The 23127-nt window shown below is 59.6% G+C and carries 19 protein-coding genes and 3 tRNA genes; 10 read left to right on the top strand and 12 right to left on the bottom strand.

The annotated features are described in order from the left end of the window. Nucleotide 1 precedes the first annotated feature (1 nt). Both M2368_RS13095 and M2368_RS13090 read left to right on the top strand, forming a co-directional pair. Nucleotides 2-1537, top strand: a complete 1536-nt coding sequence (locus M2368_RS13095; RefSeq protein ID WP_332728480.1) for an alpha/beta hydrolase — start codon at nucleotides 2-4, stop codon at nucleotides 1535-1537. 82 nt (nucleotides 1538-1619) lie between these two features. Beyond that, nucleotides 1620-1691 (top strand) — tRNA-Thr (locus M2368_RS13090). On the opposite strand, the gene M2368_RS13085 is transcribed toward M2368_RS13090, so the two are convergent. Further along, the gene (locus tag M2368_RS13085; RefSeq protein WP_402735377.1) at nucleotides 1673-2023 is read right to left on the bottom strand and encodes a tyrosine-type recombinase/integrase; all 351 of its coding nucleotides are present in this window, start codon (nucleotides 2021-2023) and stop codon (nucleotides 1673-1675) included. The two genes, M2368_RS13090 and M2368_RS13085, sit on opposite strands and share 19 nt — an antisense overlap. A gap of 546 nt (nucleotides 2024-2569) precedes the next feature. Further along, entirely contained in the window at nucleotides 2570-3100 is a 531-nt protein-coding gene (locus tag M2368_RS13080) for a hypothetical protein (protein ID WP_434692193.1), read from the bottom strand. Nucleotides 3101-3969: 869 nt separating this feature from the next. On the opposite strand from M2368_RS13080, the gene M2368_RS13075 reads away from it, so the two are divergent. Next, nucleotides 3970-4668 carry a YqjF family protein gene (locus M2368_RS13075; RefSeq protein ID WP_434692195.1) on the top strand — a complete coding sequence of 233 codons (699 nt, stop codon included), beginning with the start codon at nucleotides 3970-3972 and terminating at the stop codon, nucleotides 4666-4668. A gap of 79 nt (nucleotides 4669-4747) precedes the next feature. Here the strand turns inward: M2368_RS13075 and M2368_RS13070 are convergent, their stop codons facing one another. The 5 genes from M2368_RS13070 to M2368_RS13050 all read right to left on the bottom strand — a co-directional run bounded on the left by M2368_RS13070 (nucleotide 4748) and on the right by M2368_RS13050 (nucleotide 9776). Beyond that, nucleotides 4748-5590, bottom strand: a complete 843-nt coding sequence (locus tag M2368_RS13070; RefSeq protein ID WP_498724563.1) for an aldo/keto reductase — start codon at nucleotides 5588-5590, stop codon at nucleotides 4748-4750. Between the two features lie 68 nt (nucleotides 5591-5658). Continuing rightward, a complete protein-coding gene (locus tag M2368_RS13065; protein WP_498724562.1) occupies nucleotides 5659-6108 on the bottom strand; it encodes a hypothetical protein in 450 nt (149 codons plus the stop codon). A gap of 152 nt (nucleotides 6109-6260) precedes the next feature. After that, entirely contained in the window at nucleotides 6261-6452 is a 192-nt protein-coding gene (locus M2368_RS13060) for a YbdD/YjiX family protein (RefSeq protein WP_498724561.1), read from the bottom strand. Nucleotides 6453-6454: 2 nt separating this feature from the next. After that, the gene (locus tag M2368_RS13055) at nucleotides 6455-8689 is read right to left on the bottom strand and encodes a carbon starvation CstA family protein (RefSeq protein ID WP_388024215.1); all 2235 of its coding nucleotides are present in this window, start codon (nucleotides 8687-8689) and stop codon (nucleotides 6455-6457) included. 109 nt (nucleotides 8690-8798) lie between these two features. Further along, a complete protein-coding gene (locus tag M2368_RS13050) occupies nucleotides 8799-9776 on the bottom strand; it encodes an NAD(P)H-quinone oxidoreductase (RefSeq protein WP_402697434.1) in 978 nt (325 codons plus the stop codon). A 62-nt stretch (nucleotides 9777-9838) separates the two neighbouring features. Between M2368_RS13050 and M2368_RS13045 the strand changes: the two genes are divergently transcribed. Further along, nucleotides 9839-9926 (top strand) — tRNA-Ser (locus M2368_RS13045). Between the two features lie 49 nt (nucleotides 9927-9975). Here M2368_RS13045 and M2368_RS13040 read toward each other — a convergent pair. After that, nucleotides 9976-11991 carry an FAD/NAD(P)-binding protein gene (locus tag M2368_RS13040; protein ID WP_332499007.1) on the bottom strand — a complete coding sequence of 672 codons (2016 nt, stop codon included), beginning with the start codon at nucleotides 11989-11991 and terminating at the stop codon, nucleotides 9976-9978. A 56-nt stretch (nucleotides 11992-12047) separates the two neighbouring features. Here M2368_RS13040 and M2368_RS13035 point away from each other — a divergent pair, with 56 nt between their 5' ends. Further along, on the top strand, nucleotides 12048-14135 hold the full coding sequence (locus M2368_RS13035) for a prolyl oligopeptidase family serine peptidase (RefSeq protein WP_498724560.1): 2088 nt from the start codon (nucleotides 12048-12050) through the stop codon (nucleotides 14133-14135). Nucleotides 14136-14198: 63 nt separating this feature from the next. After that, a tRNA-Ser gene (locus M2368_RS13030) sits at nucleotides 14199-14290 on the top strand. 144 nt (nucleotides 14291-14434) lie between these two features. On the opposite strand, the gene M2368_RS13025 is transcribed toward M2368_RS13030, so the two are convergent. Both M2368_RS13025 and M2368_RS13020 read right to left on the bottom strand, forming a co-directional pair. Beyond that, nucleotides 14435-15352 (bottom strand): hypothetical protein, encoded by a 918-nt coding sequence (locus tag M2368_RS13025; RefSeq protein WP_105658799.1) that lies wholly within the window; start codon nucleotides 15350-15352, stop codon nucleotides 14435-14437. 30 nt (nucleotides 15353-15382) lie between these two features. Beyond that, nucleotides 15383-17503 (bottom strand): RecQ family ATP-dependent DNA helicase, encoded by a 2121-nt coding sequence (locus M2368_RS13020; protein ID WP_332498832.1) that lies wholly within the window; start codon nucleotides 17501-17503, stop codon nucleotides 15383-15385. A gap of 167 nt (nucleotides 17504-17670) precedes the next feature. On the opposite strand from M2368_RS13020, the gene M2368_RS13015 reads away from it, so the two are divergent. The 4 genes from M2368_RS13015 (at nucleotide 17671) to M2368_RS13000 (ending at nucleotide 21446) form a co-directional block, all read left to right on the top strand. After that, nucleotides 17671-19104: a phosphomannomutase/phosphoglucomutase gene (locus tag M2368_RS13015; RefSeq protein ID WP_166650881.1), complete on the top strand. Its 1434-nt coding sequence runs from the start codon at nucleotides 17671-17673 to the stop codon at nucleotides 19102-19104. A 12-nt stretch (nucleotides 19105-19116) separates the two neighbouring features. Next, complete coding sequence (locus M2368_RS13010; protein WP_105658802.1) at nucleotides 19117-19587, top strand: hypothetical protein; 471 nt, start codon at nucleotides 19117-19119, stop codon at nucleotides 19585-19587. Nucleotides 19588-19664: 77 nt separating this feature from the next. After that, complete coding sequence (locus M2368_RS13005; protein ID WP_498724559.1) at nucleotides 19665-20123, top strand: RrF2 family transcriptional regulator; 459 nt, start codon at nucleotides 19665-19667, stop codon at nucleotides 20121-20123. A gap of 147 nt (nucleotides 20124-20270) precedes the next feature. Further along, the gene (locus M2368_RS13000) at nucleotides 20271-21446 is read left to right on the top strand and encodes a globin domain-containing protein (RefSeq protein WP_498724558.1); all 1176 of its coding nucleotides are present in this window, start codon (nucleotides 20271-20273) and stop codon (nucleotides 21444-21446) included. Between the two features lie 67 nt (nucleotides 21447-21513). Here the strand turns inward: M2368_RS13000 and M2368_RS12995 are convergent, their stop codons facing one another. Continuing rightward, nucleotides 21514-22596 carry an alpha/beta fold hydrolase gene (locus M2368_RS12995; protein WP_181148944.1) on the bottom strand — a complete coding sequence of 361 codons (1083 nt, stop codon included), beginning with the start codon at nucleotides 22594-22596 and terminating at the stop codon, nucleotides 21514-21516. Continuing rightward, entirely contained in the window at nucleotides 22593-23120 is a 528-nt protein-coding gene (locus M2368_RS12990) for a PadR family transcriptional regulator (RefSeq protein ID WP_105658806.1), read from the bottom strand. The genes M2368_RS12995 and M2368_RS12990 overlap by 4 nt, the downstream gene beginning before the upstream one ends. Nucleotides 23121-23127: the final 7 nt, after the last annotated feature.

Here is a 23127-nt window from a genome sequence, read left to right as displayed (position 1 = left end):
AGTGCCTGCACGCTCACCGATGATGCGCTTGGCCGCAGTGGGGACCGCTCTGGCTTTGACCCTGGCCGGCTGCTCTTCCACTACAGCGGATTCGCAGTCCGGCGCATCGGATGCGTCGCAGTCCGCGCCCAACGCCAGTACACCGGAAGGATTGGAATCCTTCTACAGCCAAGACCTCGATTGGGAAGAATGCGGCAGCATCATCGAATGCGCCACCATAGAGGTTCCGATGGACTATGCCGATCCCGAAGGCGAGAGCATTGATCTGGCGTTGAACCGCCGCGCCGTGGACGGGGCGACAGGCAATTTGCTGGTAAACCCCGGCGGCCCAGGCGGATCCGGCCTGGATCTGGTGGCGTCCTCGGTACCAGGCATGTTCAGCGCTGACCTGCAGCGCGCCTACAACGTCATCGGGTTCGATCCGCGAGGCGTGGGAGAAAGCTCCCCGGTCACCTGCCAAAGCGGTGCCGAGACCGATGAGGGACGCCAGGAAAACCTGCGGGCTTGGGTTCCTGAAGACCAGGACGAAATTGTCGAGGATACCGAGGACTACGCAGCTGACTGCGCGTCCAATACCGGCGATCTCCTAGGCCACGTCGATACCGTTTCGGCAGCGAAGGACATGGACGTGATCCGTGCTGTGCTCGGTGATGCACAGCTGGACTACCTCGGTTTCTCCTATGGAACTTTCCTCGGAGCAACCTACGCTGATTTGTTCCCCCGGAATGTGGGTCGCTTCGTACTCGATGGCGCCATGGATCCAACCAGCACAGCTTCGGACCTCACCTTGGCCCAGGCCGTTGGCTTCGAGAAGGAGATCGACGCGTGGCTCGCCAATTGCCTTGAAAGCGGTGAGTGCCCGTTCACTGGAACCGTTGAAGAGGCCAAGGTGCAGCTGCAGCAGTTCTTTGCGCAGGTGGAGAACGAACCAATGACCGCCAGCGACGGGCGTGCAGTGCCGATCATCGACTTCATCAACGGCTTCATCTTGCCGCTGTATGACGATTCCAGCTGGCCCATTTTGACCGATGCGATGAACGCTGCCGTCAACGACGCGGATGTGGATATGATCCTCGGCTTCGCGGATCTCTCGGCGGACCGCGAGGGCGACGGCACGTATGCATCGAATTCCACCGATGCTTTCACCGCCATCAATTGCCTGGACCGTCCAATGGACGCCAGTCCAGAAGCGATGCAGGCCGAAGCAACAGAGTTGATGCGTGCGGCCCCGACCTTGGGCAAGTATCTCGCCTATGGCGGCATCACCTGCGAGGCCTGGGACCACGACGCCACTGGCAAGCCTGAAGTCCTCGACGCGGAAGGCTCGAATGAGATCCTCGTCATTGGCACCGTCGGCGATCCAGCTACCCCCTACGCATGGTCTGAGGCATTGGCGCAGCAGCTGGACAACGCGACCCTGCTGACCTATGAAGGCCATGGCCACACCGCATATGGACGCTCCAATGAATGCATTACCAAAGCGGTGGATGAGTACCTGATTGACGGCAAAGTCCCCGAAGCCGGCACCCGGTGCTGATTGGGCTTGATGATGTCGTCGCCGTTTTGACGTTCAGACAATTCCTCGGATAAAGTGACGTGGTGCCTGTTTGCAGGTACAGGCCTCCTTAGCTCAGGGGTAGAGCAGCTCCCTCGTAAAGAGCAGGTCGCCGGTTCAAATCCGGCAGGGGGCTCGGCCTAACGCCCTTGTCAGAATCATTATTGATTTTGGCAGGGGCGTTTTTTGCGCCCAAAAACCGTCTTGTGTGTGCAATGTGTGCACATCATCGTTCTTAGCATCCATCCGTTGCGACACCTTAGACGCCGCATTGCGCGAGGCATTCGACATGAAATGGCCGTAAAAGCTACTCGTGACCACAATATTCGAATGCCCCAGTCGCTTTGGAATGATCATCACATCAACGCCAGCTTGCGCCATGAGGGCCGCGTGTTCATACCTCAGTCCGTGCAATGTGGGAGCGGGCGCGCCCGCCGCCACGCGTAGCTTTGCGAAGAGCTCTGCCACGTAGGAAGGGATTCAAAGGTTGGCGGGTAGGCATCGTGAAGACATCGCGTTCTTCAATCTGGCTAATCTTCCAGCATATAAGGGCATCGACTACATCCAAGTCCATCTCAACGGATGACCTAGAAGCATCGGTTTTGACGCTTCCTTGTTCTACTGCCACACCTCGGACTTCAACCCATGAATTTTTGATGTTGATTGATCGGGGTATAGCCCAATGCCTCCACGCGTCGCTGGAGAATGTCAAAGACTGTCGTTAGCAAGGGGCTAGCGCCAATGACTTTGCATCTTTCATCCACGGAACCCTCGAAAAACATTGACGGAACGCGGGCAGCATGATCTGGGCGGCACTCCGAAACGGCCTTCAGGATTACCTATGAGCCGTTAACGCCACTAACAAGACGGTTGGCAAGGCCTACCCGAATCCATACCCGCACGGCGGGAATCGTCTACGCAGTTTGTCGCCCAAATACAAAGGATCCAAAACATCATTCGCAACTAACATGAAATCGCCCCCGGCTAACGATGGGGGCGATTTTTCGTTTAAATCTATTGCTGGCCTGAGGTCATTTCGAGCCCGTTCTGCTCGTACCTGACTACTACCATTTTCGGGTCCAAATCTAATTTCGAGAGGTCTGCCATGATTTGCTGAGCCGCCATTAGACCGTTGCCGTCCCATTGAGGATCCCCTGAATAGTTCACTACCAGTTCGCCATTCTTTCCCGGCTCAAATGAAGTGATGTCGTAAAAAGGAACGACAATAGCGTCTGGACAATCGACACCTCGGTATTTCAGCCACTCTTTGCCAAGCTCATTGGCCCATGCTTGCCCTTTGGTTTTAGCTTCGGGCCACTGCCAAGCAATGCAATTTTTATCCCATGCGTTTTCAGGCCGGCCTGAATCTATAGCGCTTTGCTTTGCTTTTGCAATATCAGCTTCAGCTAGCGCAACAGGTTCGGCACTAGTGGACGCGCCGAGCGTTGCTGTGGCGCTTGGCGTGGCATCTGCCGATTGATTACCCGCAGAGCAACTAGCAAGGGCGAGAGTGGTCACCACAGCGGTGGCAAGCATTTTCTTCACTGGCTATTCCGTCCTTCTGTCATTGACTACAAGCATGATTGCGGCGGCCATGATAACTAGGCTAGACGGGAGACGTAGCCACCACGGCATAGGCAGGAACACCACAGCCAGAGCAAGTGCGAAAATCATCAACGGTGTCTTTTTCATGCGCGCTTCACCTTCAACGCCCGAACTAGGAGGGTACCGCCTATGGCTAAGGCTATGACGCCAGCCGGGAACGAAATCCACCATGGTTCAGGGATGAAGAAAGCGACCGCGCACGCTGCCATAAAGACTAGGGCGAATACTGTTTCTTTCATGCCTGCACTTTCTTCAAACGGTTTTACGGTGAGTCTACATAGAGCACTGGACAGGATAGGGGGAGCAACTTCAAAGGACGCTACGCGCTAGCGTACGAACGGCACTATGACGTGCTGGCTAATGCGTATGCAAATGTATGCACACACTGCCGGGTAAATTCTGAGATGCCGTGCCCCCACAACCTAAATAGCCTTATATCTAGGCCAAATAGCACCTTGCGGAACACTCAATTATCGCCTTCGTCTATCTCGTAAAGAGCCGGTCGCCGGTTCAAATCCGGCAGGGGACTCGTTTTCGCAATTTTCAATGGATTTTCATGACTGGTCCCGGGGTCTTCGATTCCCACGCAGTCCATTCTTATCCCGCATCTTGCCCAACGGCGCTTTTGGATATTCAATTAGGCCAGAGCCGGCAAACGATTCTTCACTCCGCGATCAGCAGATCATGGATCCCGGTTCGCGACCGGCAAAAGCGGTATAAGCCTTCGACAGCAATTTCCAAGGAATTCCAAACTGATGCAATCCTTGCAGTACTCCCCTGAACCGCCCTCGCTAGGCGGCTAGGCGATCATGCGCCAACGGTGGAGCGAAGTAGCGTTCCTGCATTGGCGGGTTAGCCCGGATGAGGTGGCGCCGTACATGCCCGAAGGATGCCGGCCAGATATTGTCGACGGCAGTGCTTGGGTGGGCCTCGTCGCTTTCCAGATGTCGCGCAGTGCGTTCTTCTCCGGTCCTGCGATTCCGTGGTTGGGTGACTTCCCGGAGATCAACGTGCGCATCTATTCCGTTGACAATCAAGGACGCCGCGCAGTGGTATTCCTGAGCCTTGAAGCATCACGCCTGCTACCTGTGCTCATGGCGCGGGCAGTCTTCGGGCTGAAGTACCAGTGGTCGTCCATGAAAATCCTGAAGAAGGCCGGCACGATCAGCTATGCAACACGGCGCATCGGAAATCCGAGCGCACGTTCCCGCATCGTCGTGCGTCCGGTAGAAGCTTCTGCCAGTGCCGATCCAATTACCCCGGGTTCGCAGACCGCCATCGCGCTATCGGCACAGTGGGCGTTCCACCAGCGGCATCTTGGGCGCACCTTGCACTGCCGGAACCACCATGAACCGTGGCCGCTGCAACCTGCACAACTCGTTGAATTCGACGATGGCCTGCTGCGTGCCGCCGGTTTCGCCACTCTCGCTGATCGAGCTCCTGACTCGGTTCTGTACGCCGAAGGCGTCGATACGCTGTTCGCTGCACCAACCGTACTGGACTGCTAGAGGCCAGGCACAAGGCAGTTGCGGCAGAAGGCTCCCGGTTTCGGAAGAAACCGGGAGCCTTCTGTTCTGCCTAGCTTTTTTACTCGAAGTCGGCGGTTGCCGGGTCAGCCGAGATACGGCCTTCCGCTCCGCGGTCCAGGGTAGCGATGGCAGCCAGATCTTCCTCGTCCAGTTGCACGTTCAGCGATTCGAAGTTCTCGACGATGCGCGATTCGGTGGTCGACTTCGGGATGACCACGTTGCCTACCGCCAGGTGCCACGCGATGACTACCTGTGCCACCGATGCTTCATGCTTCTTGGCGATCTTCACCAGCACTGGGTCGCTGAGCAGTTCGCCGCCGTGGCCCAGCGGGGACCAGGACTGGTGCAGGATGCCGTGCTCGGCCTCGTAGGCGCGCAGCTCGCCCTGCGGGAAGTACGGATGGGTTTCGACCTGGTTGATCACCGGGCGGACGCCGGTTTCGGTGTAGAGCTCTTCCAGTGCTTCCTTGGTGAAGTTGCAAACGCCGATGGACTTGGCCTTGCCGTCCTTCTGCAACTGGATCAGTGCCTTCCAGGTGTCCACGTAGGTGCCGCGCTTGGGCTGCAGCCAGTGGATCAGGTACAGGTCGACGTATTCCAGGCCGAGCCGTTCCAGCGAGGCATCCGCTGCGGCGAGGGTCTTCTCGAAACCCTGGTCCGAGTTCCAGACCTTGGTGGTGATGAAGAGGTCTTCGCGTGGCACGGTGCTGGCTGCAACTGCGCGGCCGACGCCAGCTTCGTTGCCATAGATGCGTGCGGTGTCGATGTGGCGGTAGCCGGCGTCGATGGCCTGGCCAACGACTGCTTCCGCGTCCTCGTCGGCGACCTTCCAGACGCCGTAGCCAAGCTGGTCGATGGTGTTTCCGTCAAGGAACTTCAGTTCAGGAATTGTTTGGGTCATGCAACTAATTTAGTCCACTGATGCGCCCTGCGCGGTGGAACACCACGCGAGCGATCGGGAAAACCCAATTATTCGCTGGAAGCGAGAAATTGCACGGCCCGGCTGACGTCTTCTTTCACCAGCATGGCACGATGGCGCACGGCTTCGATATCGATCGGCTTGCCGGCTTCGGCCTGCATGCGCATCATCGCTACGACCTGTGCGGTCGTCGCCAAATCGTTGGCGGCCTTAGTCAGCGAACGATGCGCCGCAGAGGTCAGTTGCGGGATCGTGTCGTCATTGCTCGGGGTGATCCGATGCGCCGCACAGCAAAGCTGGCGCACGGTCGGCAACAGCACAGCCATCTCATTGGCTTCTCGGACCAGCTGGTTGTAAACCTGGTCATCGTTGATGCCCTCTACCACCTGGAAGACCCGGTCCAATGACCGCTGGAAACGGTCATGGGCGCGACGCCAGACGCCCTCGCCAAGTTCGCGTGCAGCAGCACGCTCAGCGCGCAGTCGTGAAAAGAACGCCATTACACTTCTCTGCCGGTGGTTTCCGATGAATTACTGGTTCTAGCCTACCGGGATCACCGCAGTGTTCCCGGCAGCGGGGTCGACATAAAACGAAACCGGCCGCGAGCCCCATCCGCTTTCGCCAATGGTTCTCACGCCGGTACCAGTCGCGTTCAGCAGCAACGCCCTTCAGGATTCTTTTCCTGCCAGTCGGTGTAGTCCTTCCAGAATTGGCGCTCGGTCATTGGCTTGGAGCCAGGATGATTGCGTTCATGGTGTTCCAGGTAGTGCTGGTACTTGTCGGCCCCGAGCACCCCGTCGACAAACTTCTTGGCTTGCCCAAGGCGTTCCAACAGCGTCGCCATGGCTAGTGGCCGCCTCGCTGGACTTGGGCTTCGGCAGGGATTTGCTTCCAAGCCTTTTCAAGTTCCTTTTCGGCAGGCGACGAGATCAAGCCGGCGGGTGCGTACATCTTCGATGGCACGGCAGGATCCTCGGTGCTGTTGCCACCACCGCTCTGCTTGGCCTTGGCGGTTGCGACAACCGCCGAAACCAGCACGATGGCGGTCAGTACCAGGAAGACCACGGACAGCCAGCCCTGGACACCGGTGTTGCGGACCACGGCCTCCATGGCTTCGACGCTGCCCGCCGAGCCGAGGGAAGTCTCGCCATTGGCCAGAGCTTCCTTGTAGGCGTTGTGGTTGGCGAAGTAGCCCACCTTGGTATCTGCGGAGAAGATCTTCTGCCAGCTCGCGACGAAGGTGATCACCACGGTGAAGGCCAGCGGCAGAGCCACGACCCACAGGTACTTGAAGTTGTTCTGCTTGGCGATGATGGTCATCACCACGGCCAGCGCTATCGCAGCCAGCAGCTGATTGGCGATGCCGAACAGCGGGAAGAAGGTGTTGATGCCGCCCAGTGGATCTGTCACGCCGAGGATCAGGATGTAGCCCCAGCCGGCAACCATGATCAATGTGCACAGCCACACGCCCGGACGCCACGAGGTGTCCTTGAACTTCGGGAAGAAGTTGCCGATGGTGTCCTGCAGCATGAAGCGTGCAACACGGGTACCGGCGTCAACCGCGGTCAGGATGAACAGTGCTTCGAACATGATCGCGAAGTGGTACCAGAAGCCCATCATCGCGGTGCCGCCGAACCACTGGTGCATGATGTGCGCAATGCCCACAGCCAGGGTCGGAGCGCCACCGGTACGCGAGACAACCGAGCTCTCGCCCACGTTATTGGCAAGTTCGGTCAGCTGGTTTGGATCCAGGCTAACGCCGGCCAAACCCAGCGAGTTCACGAATGCCGCCGCGGTTTCCACCGTGCCACCGGTAGCGGCAGCCGAAGAGTTCATCGCGAAGTAGATGCCGCGGTCGATGGAAATCGCTGCAACCAGCGCCATGATGGCCACCATGGATTCCATGAGCATGCCGCCGTAGCCCAGGAAGCGGGTTTGCTTTTCCTTCTCGACCAGCTTCGGCGTGGTGCCCGAGGCGATCAGTGCGTGGAAGCCCGACAGCGCACCGCAGGCAATGGTCACGAACAGGAATGGGAAGATGTGCCCGGCAACGACCGGGCCATCGGCACGGCCAGCGAACTCGGAGAAGGCCGGAACATCGATTTCCGGGCGGACGACGATGATCGCCACGGCCAGCAGGCCGATGACGCCGATCTTCATGAACGTCGACAGATAGTCGCGAGGAGCCAGCAGCAGCCATACCGGGAGCACCGCGGCGATGATGCCGTAGATGATGATGGCCCAGGCGATGGTGGTGCGATCCAGGTGGAAGAACTCGGCACCCCACGCAGACTCGGCAATCCAGCGGCCGGAAATGATCGCGAACATCAGCAGCACGAAGCCGATGATGGAGATTTCCAGGACCTTGCCCGGGCGGATGAACCGCAGGTAGATGCCCATGAACAAGGCGATAGGGATGGTCAGGCCCACCGAGTAGACACCCCACGCGGACTCGCCCAGTGCATTGACGACCACCAGCGCCAAGATGGCGGTAATGATGATCATGATAGCCAGGGTGGCGATCAGGGCAGCGGTGCCGCCGATCAGGCCCAGCTCTTCGCGGGCCATCTGGCCCAGCGAGCGTCCGCCACGGCGCATGGAGAAGAACATGACGAGATAGTCCTGGACCGCTCCGGCCAGCACCACGCCCACGATAATCCAGATGGTGCCTGGCAAATAGCCCATCTGCGCTGCGAGGATCGGTCCAACCAGCGGACCGGCGCCTGCGATGGCGGCGAAGTGGTGGCCGAAGAGCACGCGGCGATCGGTGGGAACGAAGTCACGGCCGTTATTGACCGATTCGGCCGGGGTGGCCCGGAAATCATCCGGTTTGGCGATCTTGCGCTCGATGAACTTCGAGTAGAAGCGGTAGGCAATCAGGTAGGTCGCAACAGCGGCGAAGACGAACCAGATGGCATTGATGGTTTCCCCGCGCGAGAAGGCGAGAATCGACCATGCGATTCCGCCGACCAGCGCGATGGCAACCCAGATGGCGATCTTGGCGGGGGTCCAACGCTTTTCTTCGCGTTCGGCAACCTCAGGATCGACACCCGCTGGTGGCAAGGTATTTTGGGTACTCAAATCGAGCAACCTCCTAGGAACAGTGCAAGTGATGTGCGCGACCAGCGGTTATTAGGCTAGTCACGCATTAATGACTACTGAGTCACCTTACAACTGGTTTCCCGCTGCTTTAAACCTCTATGACAACTTTTCCCGTATGTTCACCGGAATCGAAGTATTCGTGGGCAGCGGCCAGCTCCGGGAATCCAAAGGCCTTGGTGACGTTCAGTGCCAGTTTCCCCTGTTCCAGCAGCGGCATCACGCGGGTAATGGTCTGGCGAACGATCTCCGCCTTCTCATGCAGCGGGCGGGAACGCAAAGTTGTGCCGATGATCCGCGCCCGCTTGCTCATCAGCAGCCCCAAGTTCAGTTCTCCCTTGGCTCCGCCTTGCAGTCCGATGACTACCATCCGTCCGCCGACGGCGAGCGCCTTGACGTTCTCCCCCAGGTATTTGGCGCCCACGACATCCAGGATCAGATCCACGCCCCTGGCGTCGGTCAGTTCCTTGACGCGTGCAGAAAAGTCCTCTTCCCGGTAGTTGATCCCCTCGTCGGCGCCGAGGGTACGGCAGTAGTCCAATTTCTCTGCCGAGGAAGCGGTGACGATGACGCGGGCGCCAGCGGCTTTGGCGAGCTGTATGGCCATGGAGCCGATGCCGCCGGCTCCGCCATGGATCAACAACGCCTGGTCTTGGCCCAGTCCGCCTTCGATGAAGAGGTTGGAGACCACGGTGGCGGCGACTTCCGGCAACCCGGCGGCTTCGATGCTCGAAACCGTTTCAGGGATTTCGATGAGCAGTTCTGCCGGAACATTGACGTACTGCGCATACCCGCCAGCAGCGAGCAGGGCGGCAACTCGCGCTCCCGGTTTCCATCCGCTGACGCCATCGCCGATCTCCACGATGCTGCCCGAGACTTCCAGCCCGGGGATATCGTTGGCTCCGGGAGGTGGCGGATACACTCCCTTGCGCTGCTGCACATCCGCGCGGTTCAGTCCGAAGGCCTCGACCTTGACCAGCACTTCCCCAGCTGCGGGGACCGGCATTGGCCGTTGGACCAGTTCAAGGACTTCTGGCCCACCGGCACCGTTGTAGATATAGGCGTTCATAACGTCGTTCATGTCCTTCAATTCCTTTCAACAGGGGTTCATGCCGTATACTTTTTCGGGTTGGATGGTTGTCCGAGCGGCCGAAGGAGCTGGTCTTGAAAACCAGTAGGCGGCAACCCCGTCTCATGGGTTCAAATCCCATACCATCCGCGCTTTTCGAGTTTGGCGGGCTGATCCTTGGATCAGCCCGCCAAACTGCTTAATACTGCTCCGCGCTTAATCTTTCGTTGGCGATCAGCCCCGCCAGGCGAGCCACTTCGTTCACTACGTTGGCTGCGTCTTGCAAGGTTCGGGCCGCGGGGTGGCGCAGGTCGCCCGCTTGCGCGGCAATAGCGGTCCCCCACTGCGCTGATGACAATTGCAATCCCAGCACGAATAGCCCGCGGTGCGCCAGCCCATCGCTGTTGACCAGACGGTATGGTTCACCGACCACGTCGAAACCGGATCCAGGCAGGCTTTCGCCTTCCGTGTTCTTCCAAGTGTGCACGCGCGCTACGTGATCTCCCAAGAGCTGCTTTATCAGCGCCGCGTTATTTTGCAGCACGCGGTTACTGGGCATCATCGCTTCGCACATGGTCTTCGCAGTGTGCACCTCCGCATCTACCCAGGGCGAGGATGCGGTGAATTGCTCGGAAACCTCGTCGAAGCCGAACTCCGGGTCCGGACCAAGGAAGGTTACTATCCCGGCGCGCGAAAGCGCCAGCAGCTGTTCAATGCGTTCCAGCGGCGGGCCTGAGGACAGTCCTTCGACCAGTGGCTCGAAGTGCGCTTGGATTTCTTCAATGCGCGACTGCTCGTCGATCACGCCGGAAGCAATCAGCTCCTTGACCAGCATGCGTCCGGCATTCATCGTCATGATGGCGCATGACAACGGGTCTTCTAGCCCGCCGGTGCTGTGCCGGGCATTGCCCACGAGGTAGTCGCGTACTGCCTGCTGGTATTGCTCATCGGAGCTGAACCCGAGTTCTTCAAATGGCCTTGCCAGCTTTGGCACATCGAGCCACTGCAATTGCGGGAACTGCCCGACGAACTTGCGCAGTTCGCTAAGCCACACTTGGCTTCCTTCATGGTGCTCCGCAGAGAGGATCGCTTCGAGCTGATCAACGAATTCTCGCTCATCGAGACCTTCCGGGGCACCATGCGCGCGAGCGCAGGTGCTGTAGTAGGCGAACAAGATGTCCCGGTGCAGTTTGGGCCAAATATGGCGTGAGAACACCAAGGAGGAGGCAGGGTTGGTGGCGCGTGCTTCGGCAAGGCGCCCGATGAGTTCCGGAGCGTCGAAGTAGCGTAGTTCAATTTCATCAGGAATGAACTGCTCCACTACTGGCTTGCCCCAGTAGGGGGTACCTCGGCGCGAAGCTACGATCAGTGCCGGCTCCCGGCCTGAGCCGATGTACTGCAGGCGATGCCCCGGCTCGGTGCTGGCCTCACGGAAAATCCCGCCGCGGCCTGCCGTCAGCTCGGCCATGCCGTCAAAGAAATTCAACCCCAACCCGCGGATCAACGCAGGCTGGCCCTCCTTGAACTGGGAGTAGTCGAGGTCCGCTGGAACATTCGGTGGCAGGTAGGTGGCCCCGGCTTGGGAGGCAGCTTCCTTGAGCTGCTTCTGCCATGGGTTCAGTTCTGCCGGCTGGTGGCCCAAGGCCAGCACCACAGCGTCAGCGGCCAGCTGACGGGTTTCGGCACCCTCCAGGTTACTGCGGAAATCGATCTGATAGGCGTTGCCGACGGGGCGGACCGCAACGACTTCTGCGGCTACATGTTCGATGCTGAAATTCTCGTGGGTGGCAAGTATCGCTGCGCTGCGCTCATACACGTGCTCGAGGTACTCGCCATAGATTGCGCGTGACGGATAGGAGCCGGGTTCAATTTGCCCGATCAGCTTGGCATGCTCATCGGTGAGCTTGCGTCCATCGCCGCGCAGTGCGACGAACTGGCGAAAGCTCAACCCCGGTTCATCGCCCAACCGTTCGGGGGCCACTGTCGGAAATGATGACGGGGTGTTCATCAGGAAATGCTCCGACTGTTTCGGGTTCCACACGTGGCCGGAGCCCGGAGGGAACGGATCAAAGACCGTAACTTTCAGAACGGTGCCTTGGGCCGGGAGTTTCAACGCCAAGTTAGCGAGTCTTTCAACCACGCTCGTGCCGCGTGGGCCTGCCCCGACAAGGGCCAGGCTGAACTCGTTCTTTGGTGTTGCTATCTCGCTGTTCACTCCTCTAGGTTATTACCTTTGGAACAGGGCATGGGCCAGACGCATAGACTATGGCCATGACTGAGCATGATTCTGAGGTTGCAAGCGCTGATCCGTATTCCTGGCTTGAAGGAATTCACGACGAAACGGCACTCGAATGGGTGCGGGATCAGACCCAGCGTACCGAGTCCGAGCTGTACGACGACTCGTTCCATGCCACTGCGGAGCGGATCAAAACGGTCCTGGATGCCCAAGACCGCATTCCCATGGTGACCAAGCGTGGCGATCACTACTACAACTTCTGGCGCGATTCCGCCCATCGTCTTGGACTTTGGCGTCGCACCACTTGGAATTCCTACCTCAGCGACGACCCGCAGTGGGAAATCCTATTGGATCTTGACCTGCATGCGCAGCTGGAAGGCCACGAATGGCATTTCGCTGGTTCAGCACTCCTGCGTCCAGCGGCCGGTGGCGCCTACCAGCGGGCGCTGCTTCGCTTGAGTCCTGACGGCGGCGACCAGGTGCGCATTCGCGAATTCGATCTGGCCTCCAAGAGCTTCGTTGCCGGCGGTTTCGACCTTCCCGTTGCGAAGACCCAAGCCTCGTGGATTGACCACGATACGTTGCTTGTCGGTTCCGCCAGCAGCGAGCAGTTCACAACCCGTTCGACCTACGCGAATACCTTGAGAAGGCTCAGCCGCGGCATGGAGATCGAAGAAGCGCCAATTCTCTTCCAAGTCGATAGAGAACATGTCGCAGCCTTCGGCTACTTCGATTCGACTCCGGGATTCGAACGCGTGGTCACCACTGATGCCATCGACTTCTACAATTCCACTGCCGGTGTCCTCATCGACGGGGAACACCATCTGATCGATGTTCCAACCGATGTGCAGGTCAGCCTGCACCGGCAGTGGGTCCTCTTTGCTCCCCAAACCAATTGGGAACACCAGGGCCAGAAGATCGCTGCGGGTTCATTGGCTATCGCCCGGCTGGATAGATTCCTCGAGTCCGGCAGCCTCGAGAAGGTTCTCTTCGTCCCGGATGCGCACACTGCGCTGGAATCACTGAGCTTTACCGCCAATTATCTGCTGCTCACCGTATTGCATGATGTGGCTTCGCAAGTGCGCATTATTGATCTCGCAGATCATTTCAGCCAGTCGGACATGCCGCTGATGGATCCAATGCTCAGCGTCTCGGTGGGAGCCGTTGATGATGAGGACCCGGAGCATGGCGATGACTATTGGATGACCATCACCGGATTCATTACCCCTACTACCTTGTTGCGCGGCACAGTTGGTTCGGCAGCAAAGGTCGTGAAGAAATCGCCGGATCGCTTTGATGCCGGTGGTTTTGAAGTCACCCAGCATTTTGCGTCCTCTGCGGACGGCACCAGGGTTCCATATTTCCAGGTCGCGGCATCCGACCTGGTCCACGATGGGAAGAACCCGGTGCTGATGGACGGCTACGGCGGTTTCCAGCACAGCATGACTCCTGGCTATGCAGCCGCCATGGGCACCGGTTGGTTATCGCGGCGTACCGTTGAGGGCCGCAAACCGGTATACGTCATGGCCAACATTCGCGGTGGTGGCGAGTACGGGCCAGATTGGCATCGTGCTGCCCTGCGCGAAAAGCGCCATCGTGCCTACGAGGATTTCGCGGCCATCGCCCAGGACCTGGTGGCTCGCCGGGTGACGTCCCGCGCGCATTTGGCCGCGACAGGGCGTTCTAACGGCGGGTTGCTCATGGGCAATATGATCTCTGGCTACCCGCACTTGTTCGGAGCAATTTCCTGCGGCGTCCCGCTATTGGACATGCAGCGCTACACGCAGCTAGCTGCCGGCCATTCCTGGATTGCCGAGTACGGCGACCCGCAGGTTCCCGGGGACTGGGACTTCCTGCGGACTTTCTCCCCCGTGCATCGACTCACCGACCAGCCTCATCCAGCCAATGACTATCCGGCCTCGTTGATTTGGACCACGACTTCTGATGACCGTGTCGGCCCTTCGCAGGCACGCATCATGGCAGCCAAAATGATGGATCTGGGCATTGCCAATGTGCGGTACCACGAGCCACAGGGCGGTGGCCATGCCGGGTCAACGGATAACGAGTCAACCGCCAAAATGCTGGCGACCAGCTACGAATTCCTGTGGCGACAGGTGCGTTAGCTCTCTCGTTTTGGAACACGCGCCCATCTTCGGGTAGGCTAGATTCTGCTGGAAACAGCGGATGGACACGTGCCAGAGCGGCCGAATGGACTTCACTGCTAATGAAGGGTCGGGCTAAAACTCGACCGGGGGTTCAAATCCCCCCGTGTCCGCCAAGAACCCCCTACTCAGGTAGGGGGTTTTTCGTTCATATGGCACTTTTTCGACGAGAACGTTCCGAATACGGAAAATCCCCCGGATTCACCGATTTTTCGGTGAATCCGGGGGATTTTCAAAACTCCAGGACAGCAGTTTCTCCGCTACTGGTCGTCGCGCTTAACGAAGGTCCGCAGCATGTTCTGCACGATATCCTCTGGCAACGAGGTGTGGCGAACAATGATTTCCGACATCCGGTCCAGATCGGTATCGGCGATTGCGTCGAAGAGCGCTTCGCGGTCAGCTTCTGGAAGTTCGGCAGCATCGAAATGCACTGGACCATCCGGGCCCTGGCCTTCAAAGCGGAAGTCTGCAATATTGCCGTTGGCGCTCGCGCCAGACATGGGAGACGTCGCGATCATGCGTTCCAGGTCTTCGACCGGCAGATCCGTATAGCCGTGCAGGATCTTTGCCGCTTCTTCAAAATTGGAATCCCGCAGCATGGAGAATAGCTGGTCGTATTCATTTGCCGGCAGTTGTTCGCTGGAAAATTCGCGGTTCTCGCCATCAAGTTCGAACGCCATCTTGAAGTGCGTAGCACTTGGTTCCTGAAGGGAACTGAACTGCTCGCTCCATTCCTGGGGTACAACCCAAGTGTCATCGGCAGGTGCTGGTGTGGCATCCTCTGCGGCAGTGGCGGCCGCTTCACGATCTTCGCGCTCAACTTGAGCTTCGAGTTTGTCGCTCAAAGCCTTGATCTCGGCATCATCATTCGGCAATTCCTTGGCAGGGGCTGTCTGCGGGTACTTGTCGAGGCTGCGTACGGCAATCACGCAATCCTTGACCGAGTCGCCAGTAGCAGCGCGGAAATCCTTGACCGCGCCCATGACGTCGCCCTTGGCCAGATTGCGGTACACCGAATTGCGTGAAGCATCATCCAGCCTCGCGTTTGCCGCCTGCGCTGCTTCACGGGAAATCGCCTGCGCGATTTGCGCAGTGTTCTTCTTGCGCAGCGCTTGCAGACCGAAGTAGCCCAGGGCAATCACTGCGATGAGGACAACGAGCCAGATGAGAAATTCCATACTTCCAGACTACTTTGTTTAACTGTGCGATTACCCGGCTACGCCCAAAGTGAAAGGCATGACACCCGGTGCGCCGGCGATGCGCAGGGCCCGCCCAGCCATCGCCATGGACCACCGGGAATCAACCAGATCATCAACTAGCAGCACCGGCCCTGGAGCGTCGGCAATGAGCTGTTCGAGCTGCGTTGGAAGTTCAAAAGCATCGGCAACCGCAGCCACACGGAAAGCGGAATTCCCGCCCGGGCCATTCTGTGGTCCAGCACCGCGATATTCGAGCTGCCCCAGGTAGCGCAACCGTCCCACCTCAGCTAGGCCCTGAGCAAGGGAGGTGATCAGCTGGGGACGCTTATTCGATGGCATGGCTACAACGCCCACTGGACGTTCCTCCCAATTCCATTCGGCAAGCACCTTGATGCACGCATCGAACATCGCCTTGTCGATAGGGGAATCGGTGGGGTCAGCAAAGAGCTGGCGCAATCGGTTGCCCCACCCCAGGTCGGTCAGGCGAGCCAGCGCCCGGCCCGTGGCCACCTGCTCGTCAATAGCGATTTTGCCCTTGAGCGTGTACCCCAGCCGGTCCAGTCCCGAAGGGTACAGCTTGCGCGGTTCAATAGGAACTCCCACCCGTCCAAGTGCCGCCTGCGCGCTGTCCTTCGAATCGTCAGGAATATGGTCGTCAAACCAAACGCCAGCGCAGTTGTCGCACCGGCCGCAGGGAGCAGACTGGGGATCATCCAAGGCGTCGGTCAGAAACTGCATGCGGCATCCGCGAGTGTTCTCGTAACTGACCATGAGGTTTTGTTCATGGATTCGGCTCTGCGCCACTCGCTTGTACCGATCGGCATCATAGGTCCATGGCATGTCGGTGCGCATCCAGCCGCCGGCAACACGCTCCACCGCACCATCCACGGCCAGCACCTTCAGCAACAGCTCAAGTGGCGAGCGGCGAAGGTTCACGGCGCTTTCCAGCGCCGGGACACTCATCGCACCGTCGGTCTTGGCCAAGGCCTCGAGCACCTGGGTGGCGCGCACCTGGTCCGGCATGGAGCTGGTGGCGAAGTATTCCCAAATTTCCGAGTCGTCGGGCCCGGGCAGCAGCAGGACATCTGCGTTGATGCTCCCACGCCCGGCACGGCCCACCTGCTGGTAGTAGGCCACGGGCGAGCTGGGGGCACCGATGTGCAAGACGAAACCGAGGTCTGGCTTGTCAAAGCCCATGCCCAAGGCGCTCGTGGCGATCAGCGCTTTCACTTCGTTATTCTTCAACGCTTGTTCAAGGCGTTCGCGTTCTTCCAAATCGGTGCGCCCGGTGTAGGCAGCAACTTCGTGCCCGGCATCCTTGAGCAGGCGAGCAATATCCTCGGCCGCAGAAACCGTCAGGGTGTAGATAATGCCCGAGCCCTTGAAGTCCTCGATGTGGCTGAGCAACCAGGCTAACTGCATGCGCGGCGAAGCCAGACGCAGGACACCTAGGCGCAGCGAGTCGCGAGCCAGGGTGCCGCGCAGCGTGAAGACCTCCTCGGTGCCGCCGGCCAGCTGTTCGGCAACGTCCTGGACTACTCGGCTGTTCGCTGTTGCAGTGGTCGCCAAAACCGGGAGGCCCTGAGGCAATCGGGCGATCAGGTCCCGGATGCGGCGGTAATCCGGGCGGAAATCGTGGCCCCAGTCCGAAATGCAGTGCGCCTCGTCGATGACCAGCAGGCCCAAGCGCTGCATCAGCATCGGCAGCTGCTGCTCGCGGAAGGATGGATTGTTCAAACGCTCCGGGGACACCAGCAGCACATCGAGCTCATTGCGTTGCAGCTTTTCGAGGATTTCACGCCATTCGAGCACATTGGCCGAATTGATGGCCGCAGCGCGGACTCCAGCACGCTCCGCGGCCGCAACCTGGTCGCGCATCAATGCCAGCAACGGGGAAACGATCAGTGTTGGCCCGTAGCCCTGTTCTCGCAGCAGCAGGGAAGCGATGAAGTACACGGCGGACTTGCCCCAGCCGGTACGCTGGACGACCAGTGCGCGGCGCCGCTCGGCCACCAGTGCGCTGATCGCTTCATACTGGCCATCATGGAACTGCGCGTCCGGGTTTTGCACCAGTGCGCGCAGTTTCTGCAGTGCCAGCGTTTTCAGATCCACTTGCGTTGAGCCATCCATGCCTCCAGTATTTCAGTTCCTGCCCACGATTTAGCCCGTGGCGTCCGCTAATTGTGGATGAGCTCTCGCAAGCTGCGGTGCCGGCAGGGGAAAATAGCTGAAATGTTAGGCATTTCCCATCCGCAATCGCCTAGTTCTCAATGATTTGAATCAGTCAAACCGGTAGGCTGAAAGGCGTGAGTGAAGAAATTGATCTTAATCAGAGCTTTAAGGCCTACGACGTACGCGGCGTAGTCGGCGAGAACCTGGATGCCGAAGCAATTGAAGCCATCGGCGCGGCCTTTGTCGACGTCCTGTCCCTGTCCGGCAAGGAAGTACTGGTTGGCGGTGACATGCGCCCGTCTTCCGCAGAATTCGCCCAAGCCTTCGCTCGTGGCGCCACCTACCGCGGCGCCAACGTGATCATGCTCGGATTGATCTCCACCGATGAGCTGTACTTCGCATCGGGCAAGCTCAATGCCGCCGGTGTTGTCTTCACCGCCAGCCACAATCCCGCCCAGTACAACGGCATTAAGATGTCCAAGTCTGGCGCCCGCCCGATTTCTTCGGCTACCGGTCTTTTCGACATTCGCGACCTGGCCCAGCAGTACCTTGACGAGGGACTGCCGGTCTCCGGTGACGCCCCGCAGGGCAGCATCAGCGAGCGCGACGTGCTGGCCGACTATGCAGCATACCTGCGAGAATTGGTGGACTTGTCGGGCATTCGTCCGCTGAAGATCGTGGTGGATGCCGGTAACGGCATGGGCGGCATGACTACCCCTGCAGTTCTTGGGGGTACGGTGCTCGCTGAGCTGCCGCTCGAAATTGTTCCGCTGTATTTCGAGCTGGATGGCACTTTCCCCAACCACCCGGCCAATCCGCTGGAACCGGAAAACCTCAAGGACCTGCAATCCGCAGTACTGGAGCACGGGGCCGATCTCGGCCTGGCTTTCGACGGCGATGCCGACCGCTGCTTCGTGATCGACGAGCGCGGACTGCCGCTGTCCCCTTCGGCTATCACCGCACTGGTCGCGGTGCGCGAAATCGCCCGTGTGCAGGCAGCTGGCGAAGAGTCCCCGGTGATCATCCACAACTTGATCACTTCCAAGGCGGTGCCTGAATTCGTCGCCAAGTCCGGTGGCGTCCCGGTGATGACCCGCGTAGGCCACTCCTTCATCAAGGCTGAAATGGCTTCGCAGGGCGCGGTCTTCGGCGGCGAGCATTCCGCCCACTACTACTTCCGCGACTTCTACAATGCCGATACCGGCATGCTCGCTGCCATGCATGTGCTGGCCGCCTTGGGCGAGCAGGAACTGCCGCTCTCCGAGCTGGGTGCCGAATACGAACCCTACGCTGCCACCGGTGAAATCAATTCAGAGGTCGAGGACAAGGCAGGTGCCACTGCCCGGGTCGTGTCGCATTTCCAAGACCAGCCAGTAGAAGTGATCACCATGGACGGCACGACCATTTCAGCGGCCGATGGCAGCTGGTGGATCAATCTCCGCCCATCGAACACCGAACCATTCCTGCGTTTCAACGGCGAAGGCCGGACCGCAGAAATCATTGAGCCCATCCGCGATGCCGTTCTGGCTATCGTGCGTGAAAAGAACGTCACCAACTAGCAAAGGGAAGACATGAACCTCGAAGAACTGGATGAGGGCGTCAAGGACGCGCTGAACAAGGTCTTGGGCACCGCCCTAGGCGTGGCCCGCGAACAGCTCGAAGAGCAGGGCGTGTTCCTGCCTTTTGCGATCGCGCTGGAGCCGAAGGAAGAGGAAGACGAGCCGGAGCTGCGCTTGATCGCTGTTCCGCCAACGGATGATCCTGAGGATCCGGAAGCCGACATCGACACCGAAGCCATGGTTGCGGACCTGATGCAGGTGCTGAACCAGCAGGGCACCCACTTCCAGGCGATCGCCGTCGCCTCGGATGTGCTGCTCCAGGAAAACGACCAGGATGCCATCCACATTGTGGCCGAGCACCGTGTCGGTGCGGCCTTGGCCATCGTGCAGCCGTACACCATGCCTGCAGAGCCAGGCGGCGAATGGATCTTCGACGAGCCAGCGGCAGAGTCGGCGGAAGCCATTTGGGCCAACGCGCTCTAGACCGCAGTTGGTGATTCCGGGGTCGGCATAGTCACTATGCTGACCCCGGAATGCTTTTCCCACGTAAAGTAGGAATCATGAAACTCAGTGCCTTCACCGACGTATGCTTGCGAACCGTCATGGTCCTTGCAACGCCCGGCACCGGGCAACTGACCAGCCGCCAGATCGCCGAGTCCGTGGGGGTTCCCTACAACCACGTTGCCAAAGCCGTCCTGGAACTGCGCACGCTGGGAATCCTGCAGGTCACCCGCGGCCGCAATGGCGGCGCGCAGCTGAGCGATGGAGCACTGGATTTTTCCCTCGGCTCACTGCTGCGCAAGTTGGACAAGCGCACCGATATTGTGGATTGCTCCGATCATGATGCGCAATCCAACTGCCCGCTTTCGAGCAACTGCCGCTTGCGGGCAGTCTTCCGGCAGGCCCGCGAAGCTTTCTACGCTTCACTGGACCCGCTGACCATCCAGGACATCTGCCCGGCACCATCCGCGATGCCCTTCACGGGGCTCCCCTTCCCGACGGTGCGCGCCCTTTCCTGATTCCCCTGCGTCCCCCCGGGGGTCGCATCGCCGATTTCTGTTACGAATACCGGCCGGTGGATTTGCAATCCTTTTCTACTAGGCGTAGAAATGAATCATAAATCTTGTATCTGGAATACAAGTTATCGCCTACTCCAAGGAGACCCGATGCTGTCCACGAAGTCCTTCCCGGTCGTTGAAGCCACGTTGCCAATCATCGCAGAGCGCATTTCCAGCATTACCCCGAACTTCTACAACCGCCTGTTCACCGCGCACCCGAAACTGCTCGACGGAATCTTCTCCCGTTCGAACCAGAAGAACGGCACCCAGCAGCAGGCCTTGGCGGGATCCATCGCAGTCTTCGCAACCTACTTGGTCAAGTACCCGGGCACCAGCCCGGAAACCATGCTCGCGCGCGTAGCCCACAAGCACGCTTCCCTCGGTGTCGCCGAGGAGCAGTACCCCATCGTCTACAAGCACCTCTTCGACGCCATCGCCGAAGACCTGGGCGAGGCGCTGACTCCGCAGATCGCCGAGGCCTGGACCGAGGTCTACTGGCTGATGGCCCACGCGCTGGTCAAGATCGAGAAAGGCTTGTACGCGCAGCAGGCCAACGCCAAGATCTACACCCCGTGGAAGCTTGTCGAGCGCATCGAAACCGGCGTTGATTCGGTCTGCTTCAGCTTCGAGCCAGCTGACCGGACCCCTGCCACCGTCGCCAAGCCGGGCCAATTCGTTTCGGTCCGCATGCCGATGGCCGACGGCCTGCGCCAGGTTCGCCAGTACACCTTGAGCGGCGACATCGAGCGAACCGACCGCCGCACCGTCACGGTCAAACTGGATGTGAACGGCGAATTCTCCCCCGTGATCCACCATGGCCTGAAACTCGGCGACGTGGTGGAACTATCGAATCCGTATGGCGACCTGGTCATCGATGACGATGGCTCGCCGCTGGTGATCGCCACCGCCGGAATCGGCTGCACCCCGAGTGCGGCCGCGTTGCAGACCCTGGCCGCACGCGGCTCCACCCGCAAGGTGACCGTGCTGCACGCAGACCAAACGGCCACCGCCTGGCCATTGCGTGAGCAGATGCTCGAATCCATCGGCAAGCTGCCAGAAGCCACCATCAGCACCTGGTTCGAACGCGGGGAATTGCCGGAGGGGCTGAACGCCACGTCCGGCTACATGGACCTCGCCGGCGCACTGACCGGGAATGCCCAGGTCTACTTGTGCGGCCCGCTGCCATTCATGCATGCAATGCGCAACCAGGCGCTGGAAGCCGGCATCCCGGCCGAGCGTATCCACTATGAAGTCTTCGGCCCGGATGTATGGCTCGCTGCCTAGCTTCCTGGTGACAGAGCCGTACTGCAGGTGGATCCATGGGGAATCCGCCTGCAGCACTTTTTTGCCTTTATTTTCCGGTATCCGCAGGAGAATCCGGCTTGCCACCCTGTTTCGGTGCCTTCTTCTTCAAATCGAACTTTTTCGGGTCCAGCTTTCGAGGATCGATTTTCCCGGCGAACCTGCCAGGCTTCTTCTGCCCGGCTTCTTGAGCTGGCAGCGTGGGCTCCCCGGCTTCCAGGTCCTGATTCGCCGGCGCTTCAGCGGCTTGTTCCACCGGTGTTGCTTTCGCGCCGGGTGCCGGCTTCGCAGCCTGCGGATCAACTAGGATCTGGTGCAGACCCGCATCGGAAATCCACTTGCGCAGCACCGAGTTGAACAGGATCGGGTTCTCGATATTCCATTGGTGGTGCATGCCCGGAACCACGCGCGTGATCACCTGCGGGAGCCTTGCGCGCAGCGCGTCAAAGGATTTCTGCACAACTTTGGGCTCTTTGGCTCCAGCGAGGGCCAGTACCGGGCCCCGGTAGGAGCCGAGCTTCTGCGGCAATCCCCCTGGGTCCATCTCGTCCATGATGGCCCGCATGTTCTCGGCTTTGAGCTTCACGCCGTGCTCGGTGAACAGCTCGCGCTCATCATCCACCATTCCGTAGGCACCAGCCTGGAAACGCCAGAACCACTCGCTGCCAATGAGCTTGAGCTGCATCCGTTGGAAAGCCCGGGCCGCCTGGCCCACACCGGTCACCGGAGTGCCGGTAATCAGCACGGAGTCAACGAGCTCCGGATGCCGTGCGGCCACGTGCAAAGCAATCACTCCGCCCAGGGAAATGCCAACCAGGTGCACGCCGCCTTCGGAAACCTCGTCGGCGATCAAGGCTGCGACATCATCGGCGGCGGATTCCAGGCCATCCCAGGTCTCCTCGAACCGGGCGCCAAAGGCCGGCAGGTGCAGAGTCAGGATGTTGCAGTCGCCAAAGGCCAGAACCTGCGGGTCCCAGCTCCAGTTGCCGACGTTTCCGCCGTGGAGGAAGACCAGGGTCTTCATCGACCGTTGCCCATCGTGATGCCGCCCGGGATGCACTTCCGGATAATCGGTGGCATCGCGCCCGGCACCGCTTGCAGGGGTCTTGTTCTGGTCTTTGGCTGCAGTCATGGCAAGTACTCCAATACCGCGTCGAGCCATTCCAGCTCCGCGGCTTGTTGTCGGATTGCATGGTCAAGTGTGGCAGCCATCAGGAAGCTGCGACGGTCCGCAGCGGCTCGCATGTCAATGCCTTCGCGCTGGGAGAGGTAGTCATCGAGGATGAACTGCGTGGCTTGGCGGCGTTCCTCCAGCAAGCTCTGGATATCATCGCGTTCGAGTTCGGCGGCGAAGAACACCTGCCCCATGAAGGGATCACGCTCGGGAGACTGCACCGCACCAGCAGAAAGCCACTGGGCCAGTGCCGCACGTCCCGTTTCCGTGATGTGGTGCTCCTGGCGGTCAGGGTAATTCGACTGCGCGACGGTGCGCACGGTGGCATACCCCTTGTCCACCAGCTGCGCCAAAGTGCGATAGATCTGCGCCTTGTCTGCGTTCCAGAAGTGGTTAATAGAGGAGTCAAAGTGCTTCTTGAGCTCGTAGCCAGTCATGGGCGACAAGCACAGCAGCCCGAGAATCAATCGTGCCAAAACCATAGAGCAA

The organism is Arthrobacter sp. JUb119 (assembly GCF_024807995.1).
Lineage (GTDB): Bacteria > Actinomycetota > Actinomycetes > Actinomycetales > Micrococcaceae > Glutamicibacter.
Note: the sequence above shows the minus strand (reverse complement) of the source record. Positions and strands in the feature narration are given on the sequence as shown.

Excerpts from the sequence above, each read along its gene's own strand:
- M2368_RS13065 (WP_498724562.1), bottom strand. The coding sequence starts at position 6,108 with ATGGCGTTCTTTTCACGACTGCGCGCTGAGCGTGCTGCTGCACGCGAA.
- M2368_RS12995 (WP_181148944.1), bottom strand. The coding sequence starts at position 22,596 with ATGACTGCAGCCAAAGACCAGAACAAGACCCCTGCAAGCGGTGCCGGG.
- M2368_RS13000 (WP_498724558.1), top strand. The coding sequence starts at position 20,271 with ATGCTGTCCACGAAGTCCTTCCCGGTCGTTGAAGCCACGTTGCCAATC.
- M2368_RS13010 (WP_105658802.1), top strand. The coding sequence starts at position 19,117 with ATGAACCTCGAAGAACTGGATGAGGGCGTCAAGGACGCGCTGAACAAG.
- M2368_RS13070 (WP_498724563.1), bottom strand. The coding sequence starts at position 5,590 with ATGACCCAAACAATTCCTGAACTGAAGTTCCTTGACGGAAACACCATC.
- M2368_RS13025 (WP_105658799.1), bottom strand. The coding sequence starts at position 15,352 with ATGGAATTTCTCATCTGGCTCGTTGTCCTCATCGCAGTGATTGCCCTG.
- M2368_RS13050 (WP_402697434.1), bottom strand. The coding sequence starts at position 9,776 with ATGAACGCCTATATCTACAACGGTGCCGGTGGGCCAGAAGTCCTTGAA.
- M2368_RS13060 (WP_498724561.1), bottom strand. The coding sequence starts at position 6,452 with ATGGCGACGCTGTTGGAACGCCTTGGGCAAGCCAAGAAGTTTGTCGAC.
- M2368_RS13020 (WP_332498832.1), bottom strand. The coding sequence starts at position 17,503 with ATGGATGGCTCAACGCAAGTGGATCTGAAAACGCTGGCACTGCAGAAA.
- M2368_RS13005 (WP_498724559.1), top strand. The coding sequence starts at position 19,665 with ATGAAACTCAGTGCCTTCACCGACGTATGCTTGCGAACCGTCATGGTC.
- M2368_RS13075 (WP_434692195.1), top strand. The coding sequence starts at position 3,970 with ATGCGCCAACGGTGGAGCGAAGTAGCGTTCCTGCATTGGCGGGTTAGC.
- M2368_RS13035 (WP_498724560.1), top strand. The coding sequence starts at position 12,048 with ATGACTGAGCATGATTCTGAGGTTGCAAGCGCTGATCCGTATTCCTGG.
- M2368_RS12990 (WP_105658806.1), bottom strand. The coding sequence starts at position 23,120 with ATGGTTTTGGCACGATTGATTCTCGGGCTGCTGTGCTTGTCGCCCATG.